This is a genomic window from Desulfosediminicola ganghwensis (assembly GCF_005116675.2).
GTDB lineage: Bacteria > Desulfobacterota > Desulfobulbia > Desulfobulbales > Desulfocapsaceae > Desulfopila > Desulfopila ganghwensis.
On sequence record NZ_CP050699.1, the window covers coordinates 4210508 to 4236674 of the forward strand.

The window sequence follows — 26167 nt, forward strand, 5'->3', positions numbered from 1 at the left end:
AGAAGAATATAGCGTGATAACTCTCAGAGTAGAGATCTTCAGTTCGTGGAGTACCCCCGTAAGGGTTTCCTCAAACTTGCTAAACAAGACTTTTAACACCACTCCATTTCGTTCCGCTCGGACTCGCTGAAACTCGCCATTTATGCCAACGTTAATATTGCCAACTCCAATGTCTGTCTTTATTCAATATTCCAATCTATTACCTTCTCCCTGTGAAGTTACCGCTTGACAGGGGGTGGTGATTTGCTGAAAGGAATCTGAAGAAATTCAGGAATAATCATCAGTTACTGCGTTCTTCTACCACGTCAGATTGCTAATGAGAATATTTAATGTCGCCTTGCTTGAGAGCTGAGTGGAAAACATTGTAAAAAATACTTGATGATTAAGTCCTTCATCAAGCTAGAAACACTATCCTCATTGACCATCACATCGTCATTCGTATAGGCCATCCGAGATACACGTTGACATCCTAAGTTGATCGAAGTTAACATGCTGACTTCGCACACATTAATGAGTGGAAAAGTTCATGGACTCACGGGCAATCTTTCTGTATAACATCCGCTTTGTCATGTTATATAGATCTGTATAATTACTTGTTATGCCCTCATATAAATAGGAGATATTAATGACGAACACTTTACTAAGAGCCATGCTAGCCCTTTTATTAACAACTCTTGTAGCATGTTCTGGGACCATGCATATTACTCCACCAGAATACAGGCAAGTCAAGAATAGCTATTCTTATGAAGCCTCATACGATCAGGCGTGGCTTTTGGCTGTTGATTGGTTTGCTGAAAACAATATTACTATTGATAAAATTGAGAAAACATCCGGTTTTATTAGCGCCAAATATAATATTCGTCTCCACCCTAATGCGCTCGATTGCGGTGAAATCAAAACATCCACACTAGCAACTCTGCAGCACTATGAAGAGACAGCAAATGTAAATGTCACTGTGAGATCTGTAGGCGATAACAGGACTAAAGTTAGCGTTAATATTGCAGGTAGTTACGAAGGAATGGGGCATGATAATGGCTGGGGTAAAAAACTACCCTTCTCAGGGGCTTGTGTATCAACCGGAGTATTTGAGCAGTCCGTTGCAAATTTCATATCGACAAGGCTATAGATATAACGAATAAGGATAGATTGTGATCGCAAAGCGATCCACAATCTTATCCGTGGTTGAACAAGCCCGGCTTTTCTCCTAAGGAAATATCTTTTGAAAGTAATTACCCTGGAAGGGGGCCTTGAATTCTAGCTGTAATTATAGAGCATAGTTATCCCTTCACCTGACAAGGTGTGAAAGAAACAGATTGTTTTCATAGACTGCATTACCTCCTGCTGAATTTATGTGAGAGCAGCGTCCAGGCTAATCATTATCCTGATCTGCCGTAGTCGAATCGAAAGCGTATCACCAGCATAGCCGCCTTGCATTTTGGGCAGGAATACTTTGGCCTTTGCCGCTGTTTTGGCACTATTGGGGTAAAGACATGCAGTATAAGCTGAATGAGGGTTCTGATTTTTCTGGCATTGGCGTGCAGAAAACCGTAATCCCGCACGCGTCTGAAGCCTCTCGGCAGGACATGCTTGACCAGGATGTTCAGGAAATCCTCTGCTTTTACTGTGGAATATCTTAGCTCATCAGTCCTACTGTCACGGTACTTGAAAGTGACATTTCCGTTGTGACTTGCCACAATATTTTTCTCGCTGATGACGCCTCGATAGAGATATCTGGCCAGATATTTCAGGGCCGGGAAGCCATTGCCCACGCATTCACAATGGGCAACCCACTTTTCAGGCAGATTTTGAGGCAGGGACAGGCCTGTTGATTTCAGCATGTCGAGGAATTTGCCGCGGAAGGTTTTGGCCAGGGCAAATCCATTGAAGAGATAGTCATTTTTCACCTTTCTCCACTTGCCGAATCGTTTATCTATACCGCCGCCAGGGATGAGTACATGAATGTGGGGGTGAAACGAGAGGTCTCGCGCGTGGGTGTGCAGGATCATGGTCATGCCGATCTCCGCTCCAAGATGTTTTGGGTTCGCAGCAAAGGATCTAAGGACTTCAGCGACGCATTTGAACATCAGGGAATAGACAGTTTTCTGGTGCCCGTATGCCAGGTATCGCAGTTCATATGGTAAGGTAAAGGTGGCCAGGAAGTAGGGGACCGGCATGAGCTTCGCCTGCTGTTTATCAAGCCAGGAACTGGTCTGGTGATTGAGGCAGGTTGGGCAGTGGCGGTTGCCGCACGAGAGGGGGCGCCATTCTCCATGCTGGCAATCAGGGCATCGTGCATAGAGTTCGCCAGATTGAGGGGTTCGACACTGCTGTATGTCCCTCAAAGCCCTCAGTTGCTCTGGGATGGCATTGCCGCCATGACGAATCATGTACAGGTCGAAGTATTTGTTGATGAGTGATTTAATGTCCATGTTGCTTCCTCGTTGGGTTCAGCTCCATGGAATTGATCAGCTCGTTTATGGTGGCAATGCTATCCTTTTCCGCGGTGTAGGTGAGCTGGGCGTAACGGGCAGTGGTTGTGGGGCTTGAATGCCCGAGAAGTTCCTGGATGTGGCGAAGGCTTAAACCCGCTTCGAGGAGGTGGGTGGCAAAGCTGTGTCTGAGGGAGTGGATGGAGACTTTTTTTTAATGTTACAGGCTGCAACCACCGCTTTCATGGCCTGCTGGGTGGAACCGATGTTCATGTGAGAGGTTGCCCTGATGATGGTTTCAGCAGAGCCTCTATAGTTTGGGAAAAGCAGCTTGGGATGGCGATGATCCTGCCAGAGAATGCGTAATGCCTTCAGGGTTCGATCAGGCAGTGGAACCAGACGATCTTTATGTCCTTTGCCTCTGCGGATATGTACCCGTCTGCGATTGGCATCGATATCTCCGATCTGTAAAGAAAGTGCTTCCTGTAAACGCAACCCCATGGAGTAAGTAGTAAAGAGAAAGACCCGGTAACGGAGTTTGCGCGTGTTGTGAACAAGTAAGGCAACTTCTTCTCTAGTAAGGATATCCGGGATTGTTTTCACAGTTGGTGGCTTGACGATATTGAGCCATTGCCAGTCCTGCTCCAGGACGTGCTTCCAGAAGAACATCAGGCCGAGCCTGTCGAGCTTTACCGTACTCCAGGAATAGTTTTCTACCAGACGGGTAAAATAATCTTCGAGCTGCTCCACCGACAGTTGATCTGGGCAACAATCAAAATGTTCGGTAAGACGACGAACAGCCCGGGCATAGGCGCTGATAGTTGCCTGACTCTTGCCTTGAAGCGTAAGCTTTTTCAGGTGCCGATCGTAAAGGATTTCAAAACGTTTGGAATCTTTTGCCTTCATGGTATACTCCTTTTTCTGTAAGTGTCCGGAATTGGACTCTTTACTGAAGTATACTCAAGACCTCTGCCGCGTAGCGGCTTCGTTCAACAAGGCGCTCAAAATGGACACAAAAAGCCTAGCGGTTTTTCGGTCCATTTAGCTTAGCGTTATGTGTTAATGCATCAACAATCACCATCGAGAGAATTTAATGGGAAACTATGCCAATTTCGAACCAGATTTTATTCATAGAACTGTTGCTCTGATTGAACAATATTATCAGTTTATTGAGAGTGATAACATCGAGTTTGGAAGGCAGTACAATTACACTCTGGTAATTAATTGCTTTCTTGGTTTAGTCGTCATGCCAAAAGAACGAATTGTTGACAACATACCAAACGATCAATTGTCTCTTGAGTTTAGGTCACAACTTGGCTTAGAGAACACTGAAATTCATGAAACCATAAACACATTGAGACATTTAATTCACCAGCTTCGAAATAGTGTTGCACATTTCAACATTGAAGTCTTATCCGCAGACGCTAACTTCAGAGTCGACTATTTAAAATTTAAGCACCGCAACGGAAATACGGTTGCAAAAATTCCAGCGAATGAAATGGTTACATTTTTAAAAGCATATTCTGAAATATTATTGAACAATATTCACAATTAACTCGGGATCACAATGAACAGAAAAGATGTAATGCATAATCTTATTGAGATTCTTGCATTTGAGTTACTCCAAGAAATAAAGGACCGTGAACCTCAACACAAAGACCGCTGGGTTCCTATTGCCTCAATAAATACCGAGCTTGAGCTTAAATTCCTAGCTGTACCCAAGTCAAACACTCAATACGGAGAAAAAGGTTGGCTCGTTGCAATATTAGTTCGCATTCTTGAAGAGAAAGATCTTGTTCAATTCAATAAGATTGGTAACAACTCATTTTATCGAACATACACATAACGCCTAAATCCAGGTAACGCACGGCGCTCCTGATTTAGGCGTTATGCTTTTTAATCAACTTAAGGAGTTTTATGCCTAATCATAATCGAGATAATTTTACCCCAACAATAAAACGAATTATGGCAGAGCGTGTTGGGTGGAAATGCTCTTTCCCAGGCTGCAACATAAACACTGTTGGTCCTGATTCAGATGATCCTACAAAGAGAATCAATAATGGAATTGCAGCTCATATCTATGCTGCTGCACCAAATGGACCAAGATATAATCCTGAAATGACAAAGGATGAAAGACGACATATCACAAATGGTATTTGGATGTGTAGGCATCATGGGAGTCTTATTGATGCAGATTACACTGAATATTCTGCAGCAACACTGATGAAATGGAAGGAACAGGCAGAAAGAAAAACAGCTGATTCTCTTAAATATCCATCTTTAGAAGAGGACTTAAAAGAAAGTTCATTAATTCAAGTAGGCAGTAACAATATATTTCATGCTCGTTGGCAATCAATACACCAACACAAATGGACTTTTGAAATAATTAAAACAGAAATAGGGAATATTGATACTCTCAATGAATATGTATTATCTTTCAGCACTTTTTCACAGAGCGAGCAGTATGTAGTTTTAGAATCTCAAGGTGACGCTAGAAAAATAAAAGATATAAAGCTAACCATTACACCAGAAAACAAAAAGCAGTTAACTATTAATGTTGAAGATAAAATAGCACCTACTGATCCTAGAGAATCTGGCTCCGATATGAAGCTTGGGCCTGATGGAGATATTTTTGTTGAAAATGGTAGCTTTGTCCATGTTTCTGGTATCGAAAATGCCAAACAAATGATCTCTGTTTGCATGAGCACCTTGAAAGGCGAAATTGAAAGCCAAAAAGAGTTAGGCTCGCTCGCAACTGAGTACTACCATAAACACTCGGGCGATCTTCCATTATTCTCTCGACTCATAAAACTTGAGTTAATCAGACTATCTTTGATTCCAATAGAAAGGCAATACAATAAAGAGCTAAGAGCTTCGCTTCATTTTGTTAAAAGATTTATAGACGTAAAAATAGAGAGCAAAGAATTAATCCATAGCAGATTTCAAGCATCGGTTAAGCTGGAATGGGGGCATGGTGACCAATGGAGCGGAACTATCCCAATTTTCGTGCTAACACAAACATAACAAATGTTTCACCACGTTCATTACGCTCACTGCTCGCTGAGGCTCGCCGTTGAACTTGCCACTTCTATTCTCTATTAACTACTATTAAGCCAAAACTTAAGATGCCTACTGTACTTCAAAGGTTGAGGAGGTGCAATATTACCTGACCCACCAGATAGCCTCTTTGGAACATCAGCCGTTTTTGGTATTCAAGATTCATAGTAGTTCCTTTTTCAGCTAAGGCCGCTGGTTCTCTTTTGTTATTTCCCCGTTCTCGCCTGCTGTCAGGGACTTAGTCAGTAAGAGTTTGATTGCTTTGAAGTAGACCAGTTGGGCCTTATTTATGTACATGCTGTGACAACGCCCTGCACTTTTTCTTGAAGATCTCATACGAGTTTGAGGTTAAACACACCAATGGCTACGGAGTTAATGGATAATCACTCCACGTTTATCCTTATTTGGATCAGAGTTAACTGCTTGAGTTTCATTTATAATAGAGGCTATCTGAAATTTTTCTATATCTGAAAGAGGTCCTGATTGGATTCTGTAAAAATAATAAAACAAAAAGTTAATATTGCTCAAATTGTGATGGAATCTGGTGTGGAACTTAACCAAATTGGTTCTACTGGTCGATATATTGGTATTTGCCCATTTCATGAAGATAAAAATACACTATTCAATGTGGATAGCGTTCAACAACAATTTCATTGTTTTGGATGTGGTGCGCATGGAGATGTTTATACTTTTTTAATGAAGTATAAAAATATTATGTTCAAGGATGCATTAAAAGAACTTGCAATTCGAGTTGGCGAATCTTTAGTTGGGCAGAGGCCAAAAGGTAAAAAAGAATATGAGAAAGAACAATGTTATAAATTTATGTTACGGGCGGTAGAATATTATCATAACACATTATTTGACAAGTTCATTGGTATGGAAATTCTTGATTATCTCGAAAAAAACAATATCACAAGAAAAATGTGCGTAAAACATAAGATTGGATATGCACCAACTCCTGAAAAATATGGATACAAATATTTGTATAATAAACTGAATTCTAGTCAACAAATGATTGCGCTTAAAGTTGGATTAATTGCAAGAAGTAATGGTAAGGTCTACGATACATTCAGAAACAGAATCATTATCCCTATTAAACATAAAACCGGTCAATATGTTGGATTAACATCTAAAAATACTGGAAATGAGGGGCCGAAATATTTAGTGTCAAAAGAGTCCATGATTTTTAAAAAAGATCAGCAAAACGTTAAATTTTCGGAGAAATTAGCCTATATACTTTCCTGCCACGAATAATCCCAAAAAGTGACAAATAAGTATATAGGATCAGATCAAAAAGGAGCAACTTGAATAATAGAATTCCTAATCAAGTCTTATTGCATTTTTTGGAGTACGCGTCACAGTTTATTCATTTTATATGACTGAGCCTTAACCGTTAACTGATTGAGATGTTCGCAGCAAAGCTCTTAGCAGTTAAATATCCTCTTAATTAAAGATATCTACTGTGAACTGAACCGCTACGCGGAAAAACCGACCAACCAGCCTCCCTTTTGTCCCACCTCTTCCAGCATGAAATTCATTTCTACCATTACTTCCTTGATTGATAAGATACTGTAGTAGCGTCCTTATCAACTCAACCAAGGAGGTGCGTCATGAGTAGTCCGATCCGAGACGAGTTCGTCGAACACATGAATTTTCACGGTCTCACCCATGAGACCCAGCGTGGGTACATCAGTGGGGTCAGATGCCTGGCAAAGTACTACAATCAGTCCCCGGAGAAGCTGAGCAATGACCAGGTGCGGGGCTATTTCCGCCATCTGCTGCTGGAGAAAAAACTGGCATGGAGTTCATGCAAGACCTATCTCTCAGGCATCACCTATTTCTACCGTCATATTTGCGACCGGGAGGTTGATGACCGCTTTGGCCTGCCGCCGAAACCACGGAGCAAGAAACTACCGGCCGTACTGTCAATGGAAGAAGTAGGCCGTCTTCTGGGCTGCATTGATAACCTTAAACACCGGGTTCTGCTCAAGACCATCTACAGCGCAGGGCTTAGAGTCGGGGAAGCTATTCGCCTCAAGCCGGAGCATATTGAAAGCGATCCGTCCAGGATGGTAATCAGGGTCCAACAGGGCAAGGGACGCAAGGATCGCTATACGGTTCTGTCCAGACAGTTGCTCCCTGAACTGCGGGCCTATTGGCAGGAGTACAAGCCCAAGCTGTGGTTGTTTCCCGGCCAGAAGCCCGGAACCCATATCAGAAGTGCTTCCGTCTCGATGATGCTCTACGCAGCTAAAAAAAAATCGGCTTAACCAGGGAATGCAGTCTCCATACTCTCAGACACAGCTTTGCCACCCACCTCCTCTATAAAGGCTACGACCTTTATACCATCAGCCAACTGCTCGGCCACAGCAACATAGAAACAACGACGATCTATCTGCATCTGGTTCCAGCCAGGTATGTCCAACTCAAGAGTCCGCTTGATCTGCTGGACGAGACGAAGGAGGGAGCAGATGAAAGATAATGGCAACACACCGGAGATTGCCGATATCTTTCGCAGATATGGTAAGAAATACCGGGATATGCATGTGGTGGGATCGCAGCAATATAAGGTCATGAGACGCATCGAAATATGTCGGACCGCTGCCCTTGGAGGCCATGTCGAAGCCTGTAATCATTGCGGTTATAGCCGCAACGCATATAACTCCTGCCGGGACAGACACTGTCCGAAATGCCAGACCATGGTCAAGGAGAAATGGCTCAGTGACAGAAGGACAGAACTGCTGCCTTGCCCCTATTTTCACAACGTTTTCACTTTGCCGCATGAGCTCAACCCCCTGGTTATGGGCAATAAACACATTATGCTGACTCTGCTGTTTACCGCAGTCAAAGAAACATTGCAGGTCTTCGCCCGTGATCCGCAGTGGCGCCTTGGGGGCCAACTCGGCTTCATTTCCGTGCTTCACACATGGAATCAGAAACTCATGGACCACTACCACCTGCACTGCATCATCCCGGCAGGAGTTCTTTCATTTGATCGTACAAGCTGGACCGGCACCAGAAGAAAATATTTATTCCGGGTTCAGTCATTGGCGAAGGAGTTCAAAAAACGCTATCTGGACAAGCTAGAAAGGGCACATAAGAAAAACCTCCTTTCTTTCCCTGGCAAGGTTGCAGGGCTGCAAGAGAAAAAACAGTTCCTGACGTTCATAGAAACGTTGCGTGGCAAGCAGTGGATCACTTATGCCAAACAGCCCTTTGGTGGACCGGAACAGGTACTCGAATATCTCGGTCGCTATACCCACCGGGTGGCAATAACCAACAACCGGATCATTGCTATCGATGATGGCAAGGTTAGCTTCAGGTATCGGGACCGCAGCGACGACAATAAGGAAAAAGAACTTACCCTCAGTGCTGAAGAATTTATCAGGCGATTTCTCCTGCACGTGCTGCCGAGCGGCTTTACCAAAATCCGCTATTACGGCTTCCTGGCTCATGCTAACAAGAAAACCTGCATCGCTTTAATCCGCACCCTGATCGGTTCAGACGTCAAATATACACAGAAAACAGTGGAGACCGTTCAGGAGATGATGCTGCGCTTGACCGGCATCGACATCTGCTGCTGCCCGCAGTGCGGCAAGGGAAAGCTGGTCTATCTCAGGCCGATTACCGACCTGGCTTATGATGATAGCTCCTGATCAGGTTTCTGTATCAGGATTTATCTAATTTCCAGATATACCGATGTTGGATTCAACAGGATAGCTGCATCTTGCACAGGTGAAAATTGCGAGCAAATACGTGGGTGCCATGAAAAAATATACATTTTGTCGCAAAACCAGCGTCATCAAAGACCAGTTTCGCCGGCTATGCTCGAAAGACCCGCTTCTCAATCTTGCACCACGACCGATAAACAGTAATCAGGAACCGCAATTAATCCCCATAGCATAACGTTTCCGGCCACAACTCCCCCGCAGTTCAGTTCTCAAGGTTTATCAATAATTGCAGCATGTTTTGTTGTGAATTCAAGGACTGCCAGAGCGCAACTATTGATAAACCTATTCTGTGAAGATGAGGTTGCCCCTGTCTGGTGAGTGAGGTTGCCCGCTGCTGAGGCGGCTCTGAAGGGCTTCAGGAAGAAGCTCAACTATGACCTCTCACCACTGAGGTAAAGGTGTTCATGGAGAACTGAACCGCTACGCGGAAAAACCGACCAACCAGCCTCCCTTTTGTCCCACCTCTTCCAGCATGAAATTCATTTCTACCATTACTTTCTTGATTGATAAGATACTGTAGTAGCGTCCTTATCAACTCAACCAAGGAGGTGCGTCATGAGTAGTCCGATCCGAGACGAGTTCGTCGAACACATGAATTTTCACGGTCTCACCCATGAGACCCAGCGTGGGTACATCAGTGGGGTCAGATGCCTGGCAAAGTACTACAATAAGTCCCCGGAGAAGCTGAGCAATGACCAGGTGCGGGGCTATTTCCGCCATCTGCTGCTGGAGAAAAAACTGGCATGGAGTTCATGCAAGACCTATCTCTCAGGCATCACCTATTTCTACCGTCATATTTGCGACCGGGAGGTTGATGACCGCTTTGGCCTGCCGCCGAAACCACGGAGCAAGAAACTACCGGCCGTACTGTCAATGGAAGAAGTAGGCCGTCTTCTGGGCTGCATTGATAACCTTAAACACCGGGTTCTGCTCAAGACCATCTACAGCGCAGGGCTTAGAGTCGGGGAAGCTATTCGCCTCAAGCCGGAGCATATTGAAAGCGATCCGTCCAGGATGGTAATCAGGGTCCAACAGGGCAAGGGACGCAAGGATCGCTATACGGTTCTGTCCAGACAGTTGCTCCCTGAACTGCGGGCCTATTGGCAGGAGTACAAGCCCAAGCTGTGGTTGTTTCCCGGCCAGAAGCCCGGAACCCATATCAGAAGTGCTTCCGTCTCGATGATGCTCTACGCAGCTAAAAAAAAATCGGCTTAACCAGGGAATGCAGTCTCCATACTCTCAGACACAGCTTTGCCACCCACCTCCTCTATAAAGGCTACGACCTTTATACCATCAGCCAACTGCTCGGCCACAGCAACATAGAAACAACGACGATCTATCTGCATCTGGTTCCAGCCAGGTATGTCCAACTCAAGAGTCCGCTTGATCTGCTGGACGAGACGAAGGAGGGAGCAGATGAAAGATAATGGCAACACACCGGAGATTGCCGATATCTTTCGCAGATATGGTAAGAAATACCGGGATATGCATGTGGTGGGATCGCAGCAATATAAGGTCATGAGACGCATCGAAATATGTCGGACCGCTGCCCTTGGAGGCCATGTCGAAGCCTGTAATCATTGCGGTTATAGCCGCAACGCATATAACTCCTGCCGGGACAGACACTGTCCGAAATGCCAGACCATGGTCAAGGAGAAATGGCTCAGTGACAGAAGGACAGAACTGCTGCCTTGCCCCTATTTTCACAACGTTTTCACTTTGCCGCATGAGCTTAATCCCCTGGTTATGGGCAATAAACACATTATGCTGACTCTGCTGTTTACCGCAGTCAAAGAAACATTGCAGGTCTTCGCCCGTGATCCGCAGTGGCGCCTTGGGGGCCAACTCGGCTTCATTTCCGTGCTTCACACATGGAATCAGAAACTCATGGACCACTACCACCTGCACTGCATCATCCCGGCAGGAGTTCTTTCATTTGATCGTACAAGCTGGACCGGCACCAGAAGAAAATATTTATTCCGGGTTCAGTCATTGGCGAAGGAGTTCAAAAAACGCTATCTGGACAAGCTAGAAAGGGCACATAAGAAAAACCTCCTTTCTTTCCCTGGCAAGGTTGCAGGGCTGCAAGAGAAAAAACAGTTCCTGACGTTCATAGAAACGTTGCGTGGCAAGCAGTGGATCACTTATGCCAAACAGCCCTTTGGTGGACCGGAACAGGTACTCGAATATCTCGGTCGCTATACCCACCGGGTGGCAATAACCAACAACCGGATCATTGCTATCGATGATGGCAAGGTTAGCTTCAGGTATCGGGACCGCAGCGACGACAATAAGGAAAAAGAACTTACCCTCAGTGCTGAAGAATTTATCAGGCGATTTCTCCTGCACGTGCTGCCGAGCGGCTTTACCAAAATCCGCTATTACGGCTTCCTGGCTCATGCTAACAAGAAAACCTGCATCGCTTTAATCCGCACCCTGATCGGTTCAGACGTCAAATATACACAGAAAACAGTGGAGACCGTTCAGGAGATGATGCTGCGCTTGACCGGCATCGACATCTGCTGCTGCCCGCAGTGCGGCAAGGGAAAGCTGGTCTATCTCAGGCCGATTACCGACCTGGCTTATGATGATAGCTCCTGATCAGGTTTCTGTATCAGGATTTATCTAATTTCCAGATATACCGATGTTGGATTCAACAGGATAGCTGCGTCTTGCACAGGTGAAAATTGCGAGCAAATACGTGGGTGCCATGAAAAAATATACATTTTGTCGCAAAACCAGCGTCATCAAAGACCAGTTTCGCCGGCTATGCTCGAAAGCCCCCCTTCTCAATATTGCACCACGACCGTTAAACAGTAATCAGGAACCGCAATTAATCCCCATAGCATAACGTTTCCGGCCACAACTCCCCCGCAGTTCAGTTCTCAAGGTTTATCAATAATTGCAGCATGTTTTGTTGTGAATTCAAGGACTGCCAGAGCGCAACTATTGATAAACCTATTCTGTTTATCTCAACTTTCAGACTTCTCATTTCATGTTAGGGTTAAAGAAAATTCGAACCTTCAAAATACAGAAATAACGTAATAATTAAGTAGAAGGTGTGAGCTGTATCTTTGGTAAAATTGGGCTCTTAGATATACTCTTTACGCTCGACAGAATAGGCGACATCACTGCTGTCTCACAAATAATAACGTGATTACGGATAAATAAAGGCTCGGAGAGCTTCTTGTGTTATAGTGAATTTGCGAAAAACAATATAATAACAAGGAGATCCGAGCCATGGCTCATTCTAGCACAATCCTAAATCAGATTGCTTCATTTTTCCCAAGACATGATTTTGAGAAACTGGCAAGAAAGCATCATCATGGACAAAAGTTTCGCTCCTTCAACAGATGGAGCCAGTTTCTCGCCATGACTATAGCCCAACTCACTTCCAGAAAGAGCCTTCGTGACTTAGTCAGCAACCTGGCCGTTCAAAAGTCTCGTTTGTATCATTTGGGTATGAGGCCAACTAGTCGGGCCACCTTGGCTCGTGTCAATGAGCAACAGCCTTATGAGACTTTCAAAGCCATGTTCTTTCAGCTTTTGCATAAGTGCCAGGCGAATGCTCCGAAGCATAGGTTCAAGTTCAAGGGTAAAATTTATTTACTCGATGCAACGATGGTCAATCTCTGTCTCTCAGTGTTTCCGTGGGCTAACTACCGCAAAACCAAGGGTGCCATGAAATTGCATTTTGGCCTTGATGCAAGTGGCTATCTTCCAGTCTTCATGGATATGACGGAGGGCAAAAAACATGAAATCGAATGGGCACGATCTCTTAACCTGCCTGCCGGTTCTTGTGTAGTTTTTGACCGAGGGTTCACCGATTACACTTGGTACGAGACCCTCGACAAACGCAAAATAACGTTCGTAACACGGCTTAAAAGTAATGCAAAAGTCTATCGCTACGGCAACCGACGTAAACCCGATTCTCCTGATGTTCTTGAAGACCAAAAGATAAAAATTCCAGGATATCAGTTCACTTTTCGACGGATTATCTATGTTGATCCAGAAACGGGCATTGAGTATCAGTTTGTGACAAATTCGAGGAAACTCAAAGCATCAGAGGTTGCTGCAATTTATAAAGAACGCTGGCAAATCGAACTGTTCTTTAAGTGGATCAAGCAACAACTAAAAGTGAAGACGTTTCTTGGAACATCTGAAAACGCAGTACTTACACAGCTATGGATTGCCCTCTGTGTCTATCTAATGCTGTCGTATTTTAAATTCATGGCCAAATTCAAAGGATCGCTCACGCAACTGCTCAGGCTATTGCAATTGAACATTTTTGAAAGAAGACCGTTGGCTGACTTGTTAAAGCCGCCTGACAAACCAGGAAAAACACAATTTTCGCCACAACTTGCATTGTGGAATTAACTATGAGACAGCAGTGAGGCGACATATTCAACAAGCGAGTTGATATCGTAGACTGGCAGCCTGGTTACTGCCTAATTCTGCTTTGAAACGCGCAAAGATCTGTGCATTCGAGTAGCAAGGCGTTTAAGCTATGCTCTGTCGCGAGTTTGAAGGCTGAATCACAGATCTCTTCTTCTAACTTCACCATATCAAAGTCGTTACGCTTACCTTCGACAATGGTTTCCCAGAATTCCGAACAGCCTTCCATTCCACGAATATGAAAATCCTCAATACTAAGACTAATGTCTTTGAAATGATCAGAGTTTAAAGCTGCTGATGAACTTGCTGTGAGTATGCCGATGTTTGCTTCACCACCATGCATAATGCATAATAAGGGAAGCTGTAAAAGACTGGATGAAAAGACAGGGATGGATACCGCTTCTGATAGTTCAGCTTGAAATCTTGCCAGAAAACCGCAGCTGCCGGTGATAGCTTTTACGCCTTCCTTTTCAAGAGAAATTGCTGCATCTAGAAAAGGTCGGAGAAGCTCCGGTCCTGATCACCCCTGTCAATAATCTGAACGGGAATATTCGGCAGGCCGCAACAAAGCTAGATATTAGTCGGCCAACTATTTACAGGAAGCTTAAACAATATGGATTTTCAAATAGAGACTGTAAACAATGATTTGTTCTTTATCATCTGTTCTCAAGGTTCGATTGATGGATTTCAGACTAATCCCTTCTCTTTTAACAGCGGCACTGGGTCCACAAGATGGCGTTTGAACCATTTTTTATGATCATCGACACCAAAGGCAATACAAAGGAGCTCAGAAAAATGGAATGTTGGGATTTGTTGTTTTAATGAACATCGAATTTCAAGGTTCAGGTGGCACATTGCACAGGCTGTTACCAGACATTCGGCTTCCGATTCTATTGCGTTATCCATGATCTGGTTGACCACCTTGGTAGTAACCTCTGGCTTGGCAACCGACAAATACGTTCCGCAACACTTGGAAAAGTTTTGCCAGGAAACAGGTTCTGCACCAAGCATTTTTAGGGTTTTCTCCATAATTCCTGTATGCCGTTTGTCTTTTCTAAGGATTGGAGGCTTTGCCAGCATGCACCCGTAATATGAAGCGAAGCGAATACCGTTGAGCGGTTTGGTCATGTTCTTATCAATAACAGTCTGATCAAGTTTCGTTAACAGGTCAAAGAAATGGATTATTTCCAGATCCTGATCAAAATTTCGCTCCCATCGGTTTTTGTACATCTCCTTTGCCTGGTCATCGCTTTTCAGCTCTTCATGGGTTGAGCGCATCCTGATGTAGCAACTTGGGCAGGCAACCAGCAGGGGAAGTCCTTGTTGAGCAAGGGAGATGTTTCTTTGTGGAAGAAGGGCGGCAGCCTCAGAATCTATGCTGTGGGCAGAGGAGGAACCACAGCAGTTCCAGTCATCTAATTCCTCAAGATGTATCCCGACCTTTTCGCAGAATTTATAAATTGAGCGATTGTTTTCGTGACCGGAAGCAGCCAGGGAACACCCTGGAAAATAGGCGTAGGTGTTTTCTTTACTTTTTAAAGATGCTTTCAATGGACTGTATATCCTTAACTTTTTTGGCTCTAAGATCGAGCTTTCGTTTAGCGAGCATGGTTAAACCAAGGCCGATATCTTGAAAAAGATCCTTTTTCTTCAGCTTATACCGCATCATGATTTCAAGTTTATGGGCCCGTCCATATTTCTTGACGGACTTAAGCATCTGTTCATGAAAGTTCAAAATATCCGGTTCACCTATAGCAACCCCTTTTTCCATTGCCAATTGTCGCAGGGCATCCATAACCGTTGGGATATCGATAGCCATCGGACAACTATCACAACAGGTATTGCAACCAACACAGACCCAGATTGTGGATGATTTGAGTACGGGCTCGCCCATCCCAAACTGGAGCATTCGCATAATCACATTGGGATGAATGTCCATTGCATCTAAAAAGGGACAAGCATTGGCGCAGGTTCTGCACTGGAAACAGAGATTGAAGTTAACTTCGGAGTGGCCACGGACATCTTCTAAAACACGCTTCATCTCTTGGCTTGACAGTTTCATCAGGAATCCTTTTGGTCATACTTGATGCTGCTTATTCTCCTAATCCAAGAAAGAATATCGAATTTACAACTACTACATTGTAACCATTCAATAGGAGAAGGCCATTGACCTATGTCAAATTGATGTTTCTATTTTAGGTACTTCTTCAGACGCTTATCCTGTTCGATATATTGGAGAGTTGAATTGTACTGCTGGTGTTTTGCTGCTTAATGGTGAAATATGGTCAAGTGCATATATTTACTGCATAAAATGTTATGTGAATTCACCAAAAGAACTCTTCCTTTATAACAACATTGACAAATCAATCCTGAAGTATGAAGAAAAAATGTGGCAACTGTTCGATATCTCCAAACAGGAGATGCCAGAACTGACAGACGCTTAAAATGGTCCTGTGAAAGGTGCTGATTAAAGTGAAGGTCCCATCGATCTGAAAACAAAACGGTTGATTTCATTAGCTGTTGCTATTCAAGCAGGATGTAAGGATTGCATGATTTCTCAGACGTCACATGCAATTGAACTTGGGGCAACACCAGCAGAGATTTTTGAGACCTGCTCTGTAGCAATCAGTATGGGTGGAACGTTGGCCTGGAGTAAAGCGTTAATCATTGCCGAATACTTAAGAGAGCGGGAGATAATGAAATAAACCATAATCTGATTACCACTCATCCTCAGCACGTAATCCGAGGGATGATGTACCTGTTATTGCGGGACGATTTAAACCCGTCCATGGGGACTTGATTGTGGCCGTCCAGGCTCCGACATACCATGGTGACCCAACTCCTCAATGCCAATGCTGATCTGGTGAGTATCCAGGAAATACTGGGGCACACGAAGATCAAGATAACCCAGGGTTATAGCAAATTATCGAATCTGAAAGCGCAGAAAGATTATTTTCAGGCAATGGAAATAGTGGTAGCGAAGACCACAATCAGGCAGCTGGAATGACCACAGACGTCCAGGGGGCTCTGCCCCCTACCCCCCGAGGTTTAAAGCATTATGACCATAAGGATGGATGAAAAAAAGGAAGACCGGGTAATACAACCCGGCCGCCACCCTTACGGTGCTCATCTCGGCGCTCGGGTCGCTCCTCAGCGTTGCCCTATCCTCCGGATGAGTATTAAAAGAATAGCAGTTGATTGATCCCAGGGCAAGCGAGCACAGTCTAGTGATAGACTTGACATCGGACGCAAAGAGGCATGAAAATAGAGTATAGCTAACAGATCAATCTAAAAAGAAAAAACAGGATCTGTTACGTATATAGACTGTGAAGATGAGGTTGCCCCTGTCTGGTGAGTGAGGTTGCTCGCGGCTGAGGCGGGTCTGAAGGGCTTCAGGAAGAATCTCTACTGGTGAAAGGTAGAAGTAGGCTATAGCTGCCATTTCTAACCTCCAAAGTAGATACAGGGACGGAGAGCTGTAGCCTTGCCTGTCACATACAAGGAAGAGAAGATAGTTCTTCTCCCTTTGTATCCTTACTTTTTTCTACCAGAACGGAAAAGGCTTGCAACCAGATGGTTATTCCGTGTAAATGCGTACCTGATGCTTTCGTTTTTACTCCTTTATCTCTATAGGCAGTTGCCATGTCACTCTACACTTTATCCCAAATCCTCATTGGCTTTGCCATCATAACCGATCTGGCATCATTTCAGTTCAAGCAAAAGAAACATATCGTCTACTGTTTTCTTATCTCCTGTACCCTGATTGGCCTTCATTTCATGTGTCTTGGCCACTGGACAGCCGCAGGGCTAGCCCTGCTCTCCCTTGCTCGATTCACCGCCTGCCTATATACGACCTCTACCCGGGTACTCATTTCTTTCCTGGTGTCCGTAGCACTTATCGGTCTGTTCACCTATGACGGATACCTCACCCTGCTTGGATGCGCAGCCACGACATTCGGCACCATTGCCTCCTTTTGCAAAGACGACAAGCCACTTCGTCAGTTCATGGCCGTATGCGCCGGGCTCTGGATCATTCATAACTATCTTGCTGGCTCTCCTGGTGCCGTACTTCTGGAGACGATTTTCCTATCATCCAACTTGGTCGGGTATTTCAGATATTATATACGGCCTCGTAGGACAGCGGTGAACTAAGAGCCCTTTCCTGATCCTGAAAACTCAGAACACTTACGCCGTAGTTCCATACATTTAATCGTAACGGTTTCACCTATCGGGTAAAACTTTTCCGGTTATAGGGTACCGCCCAGATTCATGCGAAAATGCACGCTAAGGGATTTGACGGTAAACAGGTTTTGTTACGTATATAGACTGTGCATCGCCGGTTCTGATCCGCAAAAGCTTGGGATCGGCTTTCCACCTCCGTCTACCTGAAGAGCATCAGGAACAAGGTAAACCGAGGTGAAGAATCCACGGCAATGTATTGCCAGGATAAATCTGTTGCTGTCTCCATCGAGGATGGCTGCCCCATCTCCTTCAATCGTTCCGGGGTGGTTCGAGCTGATGATACTGCTCCAAAGCCAACGAGACACACCCTGTTGTGCAGGGGATATACATCACTTTTCAAGCTTGAGTCTACTTCAAACTGTTTGAAGATGGTCAGGATCGGCACCCCCCATCTCTTTGGTCGTACGCAGCTAATAGCTTTAGCAAACTGTCTTAGCAGTCCTAATGCAGCAGGGCTGTTGGTCGAGTTTTCACCCAATGGCCAACTTTTATTAAAGCCTAGAAATCAGAATTTTTCTTTGAGAACATACAGAAGAGGCTATATAATTTTAACGACTGTGGTGTATTAGGCCGAAGGGTAATTAGCGAACATTGCTCGAAAGTGCATCTATCCGATAATACGATATTTACCCAACTAGAAATCATCGATTCATGTCCGCCAATCAGGTTTCGGCTTAATAATTGCAAAAGGCCGAAAAGGTGGCTCTAAAAATTCAATATCCCAGATAGTGAATGCTGGTGCACAACATGTTCGTGGTGGACGCATATGACTACACATGACTCGCATGCAGGCCAGGATCAACTGACAGAGTGAAAGCTCAATATCCCAAAATCTTGAATTCTTATCTCCTGGATCAGGGGAGCCAATTATGGAGAGCAGGCACAAACTTGTACTCCTGCGGCACGGGTTAAGTGACTGGAACCAGCAGAACCGCTTTACCGGTTGGCAAGACGTAGACCTTGCCGAAGCCGGAATCGCCGAGGCACATAAGGCTGGTGCTGCCTTGCGCGAGGCGGGATACCGGTTCGATGTCGCCTACACCTCTTTACTCAAGCGAGCTATTCGAACGCTATGGATCGTTTTGGACGAACTCGATCGGCAGGTCCTGGTCGACCGACCGGATATCCATGGACGTGAAGCCATCCTGAAGATCCATTCCAGAAATGTGATTTTTGGTCCCGATGTCGACCTCGGCAAAATCGCCGGTCGCACACCGGGTTTTGTCGGGGCGGACCTGGCCAACATTATCAATGAAGCTTCTCTCAGAGCGCAGGGTGTCTTGAATGATCTGGCCCATATCCTTTTTGAAAAGGAAAGCGTGCAGGGAGAGGAGCTGAGGAAGATGCTGTCAGTAGCCCCATCGGGAATGGCGAACATATCTCCCGAGCAGCCATCCTCGAACAGCGCCGGAAAAAGCGATAATGAAAATGTTGACCATTCTGGAAACACAGAGAAATCCACGTAACCCCCTGATGGGCTGAATGCGGGAATCGTCCAGTTGGGAAAACAAATGCCCGCAAATATGGAGGTTCATTATGGCAATAGTACGATGGGATCCATGGCGAGAAATTGAGGATATGGTCGAACGCTACACGAGAGCTGTAGGGCAACCTCGAGCGGGAAGCCAAGAGGTTATTGCTGCAGGGGATTGGGCTCCCCGTGTAGACATCATTGAGACCGATAAGGCATTCGTAATCAAAGCAGAAATTCCCGAGGTAAATAGAGAAGATGTCAAGGTTACAGTAGACAATGGTATCTTGACGATTCGGGGGGAGAGAAAACAGGAGATAGAGGAGAAAGGAAAAAAAATCCATCGAATCGAACGATCTTTCGGAATCTTCACCCGGAGTTTTACCTTGCCCGACAATGTCGATGAAAAGAACATCAAGGCTTCGTTCAAGGATGGCATGCTGAACCTGCAGATTCTGAAGACTGAGGAGGTAAAGCAAAAAGCCATTGAGATTAAAGTAGAGTAACAAGAAATGAATTCTAACTATCAATAGGACCTGGGAAAAGCACTTGCTTTTCCCAGCCGGTTCACTGCTGAACGTTTACAAGCCGATAACGTAAGATCATATAAACTCTCTTGTCCAGCTATCAGGATGGCCAACCAACTCAAAACAATGGATTCTCCATTTCCAACTGAAGCATTACAGGACAGCCATGACATTGTCAGCTTTTCGCATATTTTATTCCCTTTGCGAGAGCTTGAAGTGAAGCACAACAGTGAGCACTAAGCATTGCGTCGCATACAAGATGCTCCAATAAAATGGGAATGGCTGCATCGACAGTGAGGGTCTAAAGGTCATATTTGCCCAAGTGGTTAAATATGACCTTTAGCCTGTGGGTGACGACACACATTCAGAGGAGGCGGCATAAGTGAATTATACTAAAAATGCAGAGTGATGGGGTGTAGAGAGAGCTGGTATCGGGCACTTAGCATGGGAATTGCTGAACTAAGATTATAGGTACACTTCTGCTGCATCTCATGTGGAAGACAGGTTCTGCCATGAGTATTCAGATGAGTCCTCTGCACGACAGCCTGATCGTGCGAAGATGGGGTGCTGCTGAACGCATACGATCGTCTCACCTTTCTTTATTTGAGGAGAATACAATGAGTGATAAAAAAAAATTACAGGAAAAGCTTAAAAACGATGTTGAACTGGCACAAGTCAAACTTGCTGAGTTCAAAGCTAACATCAAAAGCGTAGCAGGTAGTGTTTGATCCGAAAATGTCGGACGTATTGATTTGCTGGAACAGAGAATTGAAGAAGCAAAGCAGCGGTTGCTCGAATTGAATCGGACTCAGGACAGTGTGTCGGAGCAAATTATGGAAGGGGTTGAGGATACCTGGAAAGCATTGCAGGATTCCCTTCAAGATGTCATCTCCACTTTTGAAGGGCATCATTAATGCTGCCCGTGAATGCCGAAAATATCACATAATTGTGGTAGCTGGTGATATTGTCAGTGAAATTCTCACCCATGCAGAGAGCCAGAAGGCCGATATGATCATTGTCGGGACCCATGGCCAACAGACACAGGGTGAAATTGTTCTCGGCAGTATCTCCGAACAATTTCTCAGAAAGGCTCCATGCCCGGTATTGGTTATAAATCCATATAGGTAGTCAAGTGCTGAGAGAGCAAGAGCTGCCTTGAATGTCACTCAGGACAAACTACAAGTAATCCAGCTAACCGTAAACGGATGCGGATCCAGAAACTGAAAACTAGCTTTTTGAAAGACTATGAGATGATAACTGGAGTATTCAAACTGACTGAAGGAGGCGGACCATGAACCCCGAACGATACCTGCCCCGGTCTCTACCAGCTTCGCTTAAAGGGCTGACGGACTTGGCGCTGGATCTGCGATGGAACTGGAATCATTGTGCCGATGTTCTATGGCGGGCAATTGATCCGGAGATCTGGGAAGGTACGGAAGATCCATGGCTGATTCTGGAAAGTGTTTCGAGAATGCGGTTGGAAACGTTGGCTGCCGATCCAGCCTTTATGGAGGAACTTCGGAACCAGCTGGCGTATCGACAGGCGTATATGAGACAGCCCACATGGTATGATGAGAGGTATGGAAGTGATCGCCTGGGATCTGTGGTCTACTTCAGCATGGAATTCGGTTTAAGTGATGCACTGCCCATCTATTCGGGCGGTTTGGGTGTGCTCGCAGGGGATTTCCTCAAGACTGCAAGTGATCTGGGTATTCCCGTGGTGGGTATTGGACTGCTCTATCAGCAGGGGTATTTTCGTCAGGCGCTTGACACCAATGGGGTACAGCTGGCATTTTTTCCGTTCAACAATCCCACCATGCTGCCGGTGCTCCCTCTCCAGGGCCCGGATGGCGAATGGCTACGGGTCAGTGTCGAACTGCCCGGCCGGACACTGCATTTACGTGGCTGGCTGGCGCAGGTTGGAAGAGTTCCTCTGTATTTGCTCGACAGTAACGATCTGCTCAATGCGCCGGGCGACCGTGGCATCACCGGTGAATTGTATGGTGGCGGAACCGAAATGCGCCTGCGACAGGAAATCGTTTTGGGTATCGGCGGCTGGCGGTTGCTGGACGCACTGAAGATATCACCTTCGGTATGTCATCTCAATGAAGGGCATGCCGCTTTCGTCGTGCTGGAGCGAGCCCGCCGGTTTATGGATCAGCATGATCGTTCATTCAGTATTTCTTTTCAGGCAACCAGGGCTGGCAATATATTTACAACCCATACGCCCGTAGCAGCAGGTTTTGATCGTTTCCCACCAGGGCTTATGACGCAATATTTTTCCGAATATACGAAGACGCTCGGCATATCCATGGAAGCTCTACTCTCGTTGGGATGTTCACGGGAGGCCGAGAACCATGATTCCTTTAACATGGCATATCTCGCACTCCGGGGCTGCGGTAGGACAAACGGCGTCAGTCGCTTGCACGGAGAGGTGAGCCGTCAAATTTTTCGTCCCCTCTTTCCCCGTTGGCCCCAACAGGAAATCCCCATAGGACATGTCACAAACGGTGTGCACGTGCCATCGTGGGATTCTGCGGCTGCCGATACGCTCTGGACTGAACGGTGCGGCAAGGGCAGCTGGTTCAGCACCCTGGAAACCGTCGAGTATGCCTTGAAAAACGTTGACGATGAAAAATTGTGGACTATGCGCAATGAGGCACGCCAACCGCTCATTACAGCGGTGCGCCGTCGTCTAATTTGCCAGCAGGAAGCTTGCCGCCTGTCTGAAAAAGATCTTCGGCAATGCCGTGAGACGCTTGATCCGCATGTGCTGACAATCGGCTTCGCTCGCCGCTTTGCCAGTTACAAGAGACCAGGGTTGCTACTTACCGACCCGGAACGATTGACCCACCTACTCACGCACCCACAGCATCCTGTTCAGCTTATTATTGCCGGTAAGGCACATCCTCAGGATGAAGAAGGAAAAAGGCTGGTCCGCGAATGGAGTGAGTATTTGCGCCGACCGGAAGTGCGTGAGCATGGAGTTTTCCTTGAGGATTATGATATGGGCCTTGCTGCTGAACTGGTCCAGGGTGTTGATCTGTGGTTGAATACACCTCGCCGGCCCTGGGAAGCCTGCGGTACCAGTGGAATGAAGGTGCTGGTTAACGGAGGGCTCAACTTGTCCGAACTTGATGGCTGGTGGGCCGAGGCCTATGAACCTGGAGTAGGTTGGTCACTTGGTGATGGAAAGGAGCACGATCACGATCCCGCCTGGGATGCCAAAGAGGCTGAAGAATTGTATATGCTGCTGGAGGAGGAAGTGGTACCGGCATTCTACACCCGCGACGAACGCGGCATTCCCACGGCATGGGTGACCAGAATGCGGCATAGCATGGCACGACTGACGCCACTATTTTCCTGCAATCGGATGGTGCGAGAGTACACCAGCGATTACTATGTGCCGGCAGCAGCGGCGTATCAACGGAGGGCCGCAGACAATGGTAGTCTTGCAACCGCCCTGGATGAGTGGCATCTTACTCTTCTTAGTCACTGGCAGCAGCTGCGTTTTGGGCAATGCACTGTCGATGAGTCTTCCGTGCGAAACCTGTTTCTCGTTGAAGTCTATCTGGGTGAGGTGCATCCGTCAGCAGTTAGGGTTGAATTGTATGCTGACCCGCTGTCACCTGATTCGAATCCCGTCCGCATAACCATGGATCGTGGTGAGAGGCTATCAGGGTCTGTTATCGGCTATCAATATCATGCAGTTGTATCAAAAGGGCGATCTGCACAAGACTACACTCCGAGAGTGATACCATATCATGCGGATGCCTCAGTGCCTGTAGAAATCAATTTTATTCTCTGGCGGGAATGACGCTTCCATAAGAAATTGAATACTGGGGCCATTCTGGGTGCAGCATTGCTTGCTTCAATATGACATACTGTGGGCATGCTAAGGATGCCTAAATTATCGGTTAAATAGTGGCCGATAATGGCTGTACTGACATCGTTATTACCCCTGTTCCAAGTGGCTTGTGCTGGGACAAGATGCTCCATCCAATAACGCGATTAATATAGCCATTCCGAATGACTGAAGATTCCACCGAATCTTGAAGTTGAGATGTCTACTGTTCATTTATAGTCGAGCCTTCCCAGATTTTGGTCTCCAATAGTCTTAGGCAGCTTGGAAGGTAACGACACAATCGTGCAAGGCGAGATTGAAGATGTTCATCGGCTATCTGATGTGATTGGCAGATAGGACAACTGAAGACGATTCCTGATGTTTTTCAGAGCCAGGATGCTTGAAATCAAACCGACCCAAAATTTCGGGATCAGCGATGCACAGTAGGTAGAGACTATTCTAAACCATCAAGAATTTGCTGAAACACTATTTGGCAATTATTATATTTTTTGGGTTAGATTTTTCTAGTACCGAGAAAACAAATCTGTTCCATTTTCCATCCATGCCGTCGTTGTTTACGTCGCGCCGCATAAAATGCCTGATTACGTCATTCTATCGAGTTGTTTATCATGTACTCGGGCAAGAAGAATTACACTACAGATAGAACCCAATAACGCTAGTGCCATATCTGACTGAGTATCCCAAACGTAACCTTGGGTTCCCAGAAAGGCTTCTGCAGACTCACCTGTAGAAACGGCTACCCACCACTCTATGAGTTCATAAAATGCACTGAAAGCTAAACAAAAGCATACGATGAAAAAATTCATCCATGTTTTGCCGTTGATTATATTTTTTCTGATCAGGATCTCTCTGGCAACAAGTGCGGGGATAAATCCTTGAGCAAAGTGACCAACTTTATCGTAATTATTTCTATCTAGATCAAACACTTCTTTTAACCAGTCAAAGAAAGGCACTTGAGCATACGTATAATGACCACCAATCATTAAAATAATGCAATGAATTAGAATTAAAGAATAAGCAAGATACGTGAATTTGAATTTTATATATGTCAGTATTAAAACGATACAAGCTACCATTGCGGGTAACACTTCAAGAAGCCAAGTGAAGTAATCACTTGGCTTAATTGCAGACCAGAGCAAAGAAAGAAAAAATATTGTTACCCAGATATATTTCATAGATTGACCTGATCACCCTTGAAACTCAGTCAAAGCTCAAATATTGAAGAATAAATCCTGATTATATCTTCCCTTGATAATTCAGGAGACATCTGGTCAGCTTACAGCAGACTTTTAAGTACATTTACCACAGATTCCTTTCTATTCAGCAGAATAGCTTTCACCTGCTTGTCCTTTAGACCAAGGATACTTCCCATCAATATGGAATCAATATCCAGACGGCAAATCAGCACTCTCCCTCCCTGCTTCTGCTGAAGGAACTCTAATTGGCGATAAAAGCGAGGCGTTCCGTCATTTGTTACAATCAACAACCTTGACACACGGTCGCTCTTGTTATTGACCTTTTGCAATCCGTGCTGTTCATTTTCTAACGTCTTTTCTACAGACCTTGAACCAATTATCAATTCACCACGAAATTTCGCAGAGAAAATCTGCTTACGCAACTCTTGGTTGAGTTGCAAAACAGGAATATACATTTTCGAATCGCTACAAAGTTGGATGCTCTCTGTTTCTAGTGCTGCTCGAACTTCTGATTCGATTTCTTCCTTCGCTAACTGTTTGGGTAATTTCATTCGATTCCTATATTGCAGCTACGCACACAATGTTAAATCTAGGGGTGCGTGCCTGTTATGTTTTTTTAATTTCTGCTTATCTCTATAAGTGCTACTTCGATCAAACCTGCCACGATTAATAACGGGATTATTATTAATATATAGTTGTGGGCAGCTCTTTTGAGGGTGGTTTTAATGTATTCAATTTTATTTGTATTAAAAGGCCATAGCCCCAATTTTACTCCTAGTGCTATTGCAAGCACAAAAGCTGGAATTTCAAAGATACCATGGGGTATTAACCGCAATATACTTTCAAGACTACTTATGCCGATATTACTTTTTGAAGTAGAAACAACACAACCTATTATCAATCCATTAGTTATAGCAGCAAAGACAGGAAAGATGGAAAAAATAATTCCAGCTAGTATTACAATCAATGCCGCTCTCGCATTTTGATAAAAAATCTTGGTAAACAGTTCAATTCCATGAAATTTTTGAAATTGAGCTACAAAAGTTAAAACCATTTTGTTTACTTCTTCGTTAATCCCCAGAACATCAGCAAATCCCGTGATACCGCCGACAATTAACATTAATACCGTAAAAAGGGTGTATTTTTTTTGCTCTTCAAATGAAGCCGCAACATATTGTATATAGATTTGAATGATTTGGTTACTGTTAAATTTCATTTATTTCAACGTATTTCATTGGGGGCTGGCCTACTTTT

The 26167-nt window shown here is 45.0% G+C and carries 25 protein-coding genes and 3 pseudogenes; 18 read left to right on the forward strand and 10 right to left on the reverse strand.

Annotation, left to right across the window (positions count from 1 at the left end; all coding sequences use genetic code 11):
* The first annotated feature begins 625 nt into the window (after positions 1-625).
* Positions 626-1126 carry a hypothetical protein gene (locus FCL45_RS17950; RefSeq protein ID WP_136798387.1) on the forward strand — a complete coding sequence of 167 codons (501 nt, stop codon included), beginning with the start codon at positions 626-628 and terminating at the stop codon, positions 1124-1126.
* Between the two features lie 250 nt (positions 1127-1376).
* Here FCL45_RS17950 and FCL45_RS17955 read toward each other — a convergent pair whose 3' ends face one another.
* Together FCL45_RS17955 and FCL45_RS25120 are read right to left on the reverse strand one after the other, a co-directional pair.
* Positions 1377-2429, reverse strand: a complete 1053-nt coding sequence (locus FCL45_RS17955; protein ID WP_176360015.1) for an IS91 family transposase — start codon at positions 2427-2429, stop codon at positions 1377-1379.
* A pseudogene (locus tag FCL45_RS25120) lies at positions 2419-3335 on the reverse strand (tyrosine-type recombinase/integrase). The gene FCL45_RS17955 and the pseudogene FCL45_RS25120 overlap by 11 nt, the downstream one beginning before the upstream one ends.
* 187 nt (positions 3336-3522) lie before the next feature.
* Here FCL45_RS25120 and FCL45_RS17970 point away from each other — a divergent pair.
* From FCL45_RS17970 to FCL45_RS18020, 9 genes and pseudogenes are all read left to right on the forward strand, one after another.
* On the forward strand, positions 3523-3984 hold the full coding sequence (locus FCL45_RS17970; protein WP_136800017.1) for a HEPN family nuclease: 462 nt from the start codon (positions 3523-3525) through the stop codon (positions 3982-3984).
* A gap of 12 nt (positions 3985-3996) precedes the next feature.
* A complete protein-coding gene (locus FCL45_RS17975; protein ID WP_136800016.1) occupies positions 3997-4275 on the forward strand; it encodes a hypothetical protein in 279 nt (92 codons plus the stop codon).
* A gap of 71 nt (positions 4276-4346) precedes the next feature.
* A complete protein-coding gene (locus FCL45_RS17980; RefSeq protein WP_217907602.1) occupies positions 4347-5453 on the forward strand; it encodes a hypothetical protein in 1107 nt (368 codons plus the stop codon).
* Between the two features lie 516 nt (positions 5454-5969).
* Positions 5970-6740 carry a CHC2 zinc finger domain-containing protein gene (locus FCL45_RS17985; RefSeq protein ID WP_136800015.1) on the forward strand — a complete coding sequence of 257 codons (771 nt, stop codon included), beginning with the start codon at positions 5970-5972 and terminating at the stop codon, positions 6738-6740.
* Between the two features lie 356 nt (positions 6741-7096).
* Positions 7097-7968 (forward strand): annotated as a pseudogene (locus FCL45_RS17990) (tyrosine-type recombinase/integrase).
* Entirely contained in the window at positions 7958-9142 is a 1185-nt protein-coding gene (locus tag FCL45_RS18000) for an IS91 family transposase (RefSeq protein WP_176360060.1), read from the forward strand. The pseudogene FCL45_RS17990 and the gene FCL45_RS18000 overlap by 11 nt, the downstream one beginning before the upstream one ends.
* Before the next feature lie 630 nt (positions 9143-9772).
* A pseudogene (locus FCL45_RS18005) lies at positions 9773-10644 on the forward strand (tyrosine-type recombinase/integrase).
* Positions 10634-11818, forward strand: a complete 1185-nt coding sequence (locus tag FCL45_RS18015; RefSeq protein ID WP_176360060.1) for an IS91 family transposase — start codon at positions 10634-10636, stop codon at positions 11816-11818. The pseudogene FCL45_RS18005 and the gene FCL45_RS18015 overlap by 11 nt, the downstream one beginning before the upstream one ends.
* 639 nt (positions 11819-12457) lie before the next feature.
* Entirely contained in the window at positions 12458-13594 is a 1137-nt protein-coding gene (locus FCL45_RS18020; protein WP_176359988.1) for an IS4 family transposase, read from the forward strand.
* 64 nt (positions 13595-13658) lie between these two features.
* Here FCL45_RS18020 and FCL45_RS18025 read toward each other — a convergent pair whose 3' ends face one another.
* The gene (locus tag FCL45_RS18025) at positions 13659-13955 is read right to left on the reverse strand and encodes an aspartate/glutamate racemase family protein (RefSeq protein ID WP_136800011.1); all 297 of its coding nucleotides are present in this window, start codon (positions 13953-13955) and stop codon (positions 13659-13661) included.
* A gap of 137 nt (positions 13956-14092) precedes the next feature.
* Here FCL45_RS18025 and FCL45_RS25380 point away from each other — a divergent pair, with 137 nt between their 5' ends.
* Positions 14093-14257: a helix-turn-helix domain-containing protein gene (locus tag FCL45_RS25380; RefSeq protein WP_136800010.1), complete on the forward strand. Its 165-nt coding sequence runs from the start codon at positions 14093-14095 to the stop codon at positions 14255-14257.
* Positions 14258-14299: 42 nt separating this feature from the next.
* On the opposite strand, the gene FCL45_RS18035 is transcribed toward FCL45_RS25380, so the two are convergent.
* Both FCL45_RS18035 and FCL45_RS18040 read right to left on the reverse strand, forming a co-directional pair.
* A complete protein-coding gene (locus FCL45_RS18035; protein ID WP_136800009.1) occupies positions 14300-15163 on the reverse strand; it encodes a CoB--CoM heterodisulfide reductase iron-sulfur subunit B family protein in 864 nt (287 codons plus the stop codon).
* Positions 15141-15674, reverse strand: coding sequence for a 4Fe-4S dicluster domain-containing protein (locus tag FCL45_RS18040; RefSeq protein WP_136800008.1), 534 nt, complete (start codon positions 15672-15674; stop codon positions 15141-15143). The genes FCL45_RS18035 and FCL45_RS18040 overlap by 23 nt, the downstream gene beginning before the upstream one ends.
* A gap of 421 nt (positions 15675-16095) precedes the next feature.
* Between FCL45_RS18040 and FCL45_RS18045 the strand changes: the two genes are divergently transcribed.
* Positions 16096-16317 (forward strand): carboxymuconolactone decarboxylase family protein, encoded by a 222-nt coding sequence (locus tag FCL45_RS18045; protein ID WP_136800007.1) that lies wholly within the window; start codon positions 16096-16098, stop codon positions 16315-16317.
* 95 nt (positions 16318-16412) lie between these two features.
* A complete protein-coding gene (locus tag FCL45_RS18050) occupies positions 16413-16619 on the forward strand; it encodes a tyrosine-type recombinase/integrase (RefSeq protein ID WP_228721360.1) in 207 nt (68 codons plus the stop codon).
* Between the two features lie 276 nt (positions 16620-16895).
* Here the strand turns inward: FCL45_RS18050 and FCL45_RS18055 are convergent, their stop codons facing one another.
* Positions 16896-17054 carry a hypothetical protein gene (locus FCL45_RS18055; protein WP_153305577.1) on the reverse strand — a complete coding sequence of 53 codons (159 nt, stop codon included), beginning with the start codon at positions 17052-17054 and terminating at the stop codon, positions 16896-16898.
* 200 nt (positions 17055-17254) lie between these two features.
* On the opposite strand from FCL45_RS18055, the gene FCL45_RS18060 reads away from it, so the two are divergent.
* Positions 17255-17764 (forward strand): YgjV family protein, encoded by a 510-nt coding sequence (locus tag FCL45_RS18060; RefSeq protein ID WP_136800005.1) that lies wholly within the window; start codon positions 17255-17257, stop codon positions 17762-17764.
* Positions 17765-17993: 229 nt separating this feature from the next.
* On the opposite strand, the gene FCL45_RS18065 is transcribed toward FCL45_RS18060, so the two are convergent.
* Positions 17994-18239, reverse strand: a complete 246-nt coding sequence (locus tag FCL45_RS18065; RefSeq protein ID WP_176360065.1) for a hypothetical protein — start codon at positions 18237-18239, stop codon at positions 17994-17996.
* Between the two features lie 484 nt (positions 18240-18723).
* Between FCL45_RS18065 and FCL45_RS25125 the strand changes: the two genes are divergently transcribed.
* The 4 genes from FCL45_RS25125 (at position 18724) to glgP (ending at position 23669) form a co-directional block, all read left to right on the forward strand.
* Complete coding sequence (locus FCL45_RS25125; RefSeq protein WP_176360019.1) at positions 18724-19320, forward strand: 2,3-bisphosphoglycerate-dependent phosphoglycerate mutase; 597 nt, start codon at positions 18724-18726, stop codon at positions 19318-19320.
* A gap of 70 nt (positions 19321-19390) precedes the next feature.
* Positions 19391-19831 (forward strand): Hsp20/alpha crystallin family protein, encoded by a 441-nt coding sequence (locus tag FCL45_RS18075; RefSeq protein ID WP_073616346.1) that lies wholly within the window; start codon positions 19391-19393, stop codon positions 19829-19831.
* Positions 19832-20734: 903 nt separating this feature from the next.
* Positions 20735-20980, forward strand: a complete 246-nt coding sequence (locus FCL45_RS18080; protein ID WP_136800036.1) for a universal stress protein — start codon at positions 20735-20737, stop codon at positions 20978-20980.
* A 163-nt stretch (positions 20981-21143) separates the two neighbouring features.
* Positions 21144-23669 carry an alpha-glucan family phosphorylase gene (gene glgP / locus FCL45_RS18085; RefSeq protein ID WP_176360018.1) on the forward strand — a complete coding sequence of 842 codons (2526 nt, stop codon included), beginning with the start codon at positions 21144-21146 and terminating at the stop codon, positions 23667-23669.
* 629 nt (positions 23670-24298) lie between these two features.
* Here the strand turns inward: glgP and FCL45_RS18090 are convergent.
* The 3 genes from FCL45_RS18090 to FCL45_RS18100 all read right to left on the reverse strand — a co-directional run bounded on the left by FCL45_RS18090 (position 24299) and on the right by FCL45_RS18100 (position 26129).
* Positions 24299-24892 carry a DUF2238 domain-containing protein gene (locus FCL45_RS18090; protein ID WP_136798478.1) on the reverse strand — a complete coding sequence of 198 codons (594 nt, stop codon included), beginning with the start codon at positions 24890-24892 and terminating at the stop codon, positions 24299-24301.
* 101 nt (positions 24893-24993) lie between these two features.
* A complete protein-coding gene (locus FCL45_RS18095) occupies positions 24994-25464 on the reverse strand; it encodes a hypothetical protein (protein WP_136798479.1) in 471 nt (156 codons plus the stop codon).
* Between the two features lie 65 nt (positions 25465-25529).
* A complete protein-coding gene (locus FCL45_RS18100) occupies positions 25530-26129 on the reverse strand; it encodes a stage II sporulation protein M (protein WP_136798480.1) in 600 nt (199 codons plus the stop codon).
* Positions 26130-26167: the final 38 nt, after the last annotated feature.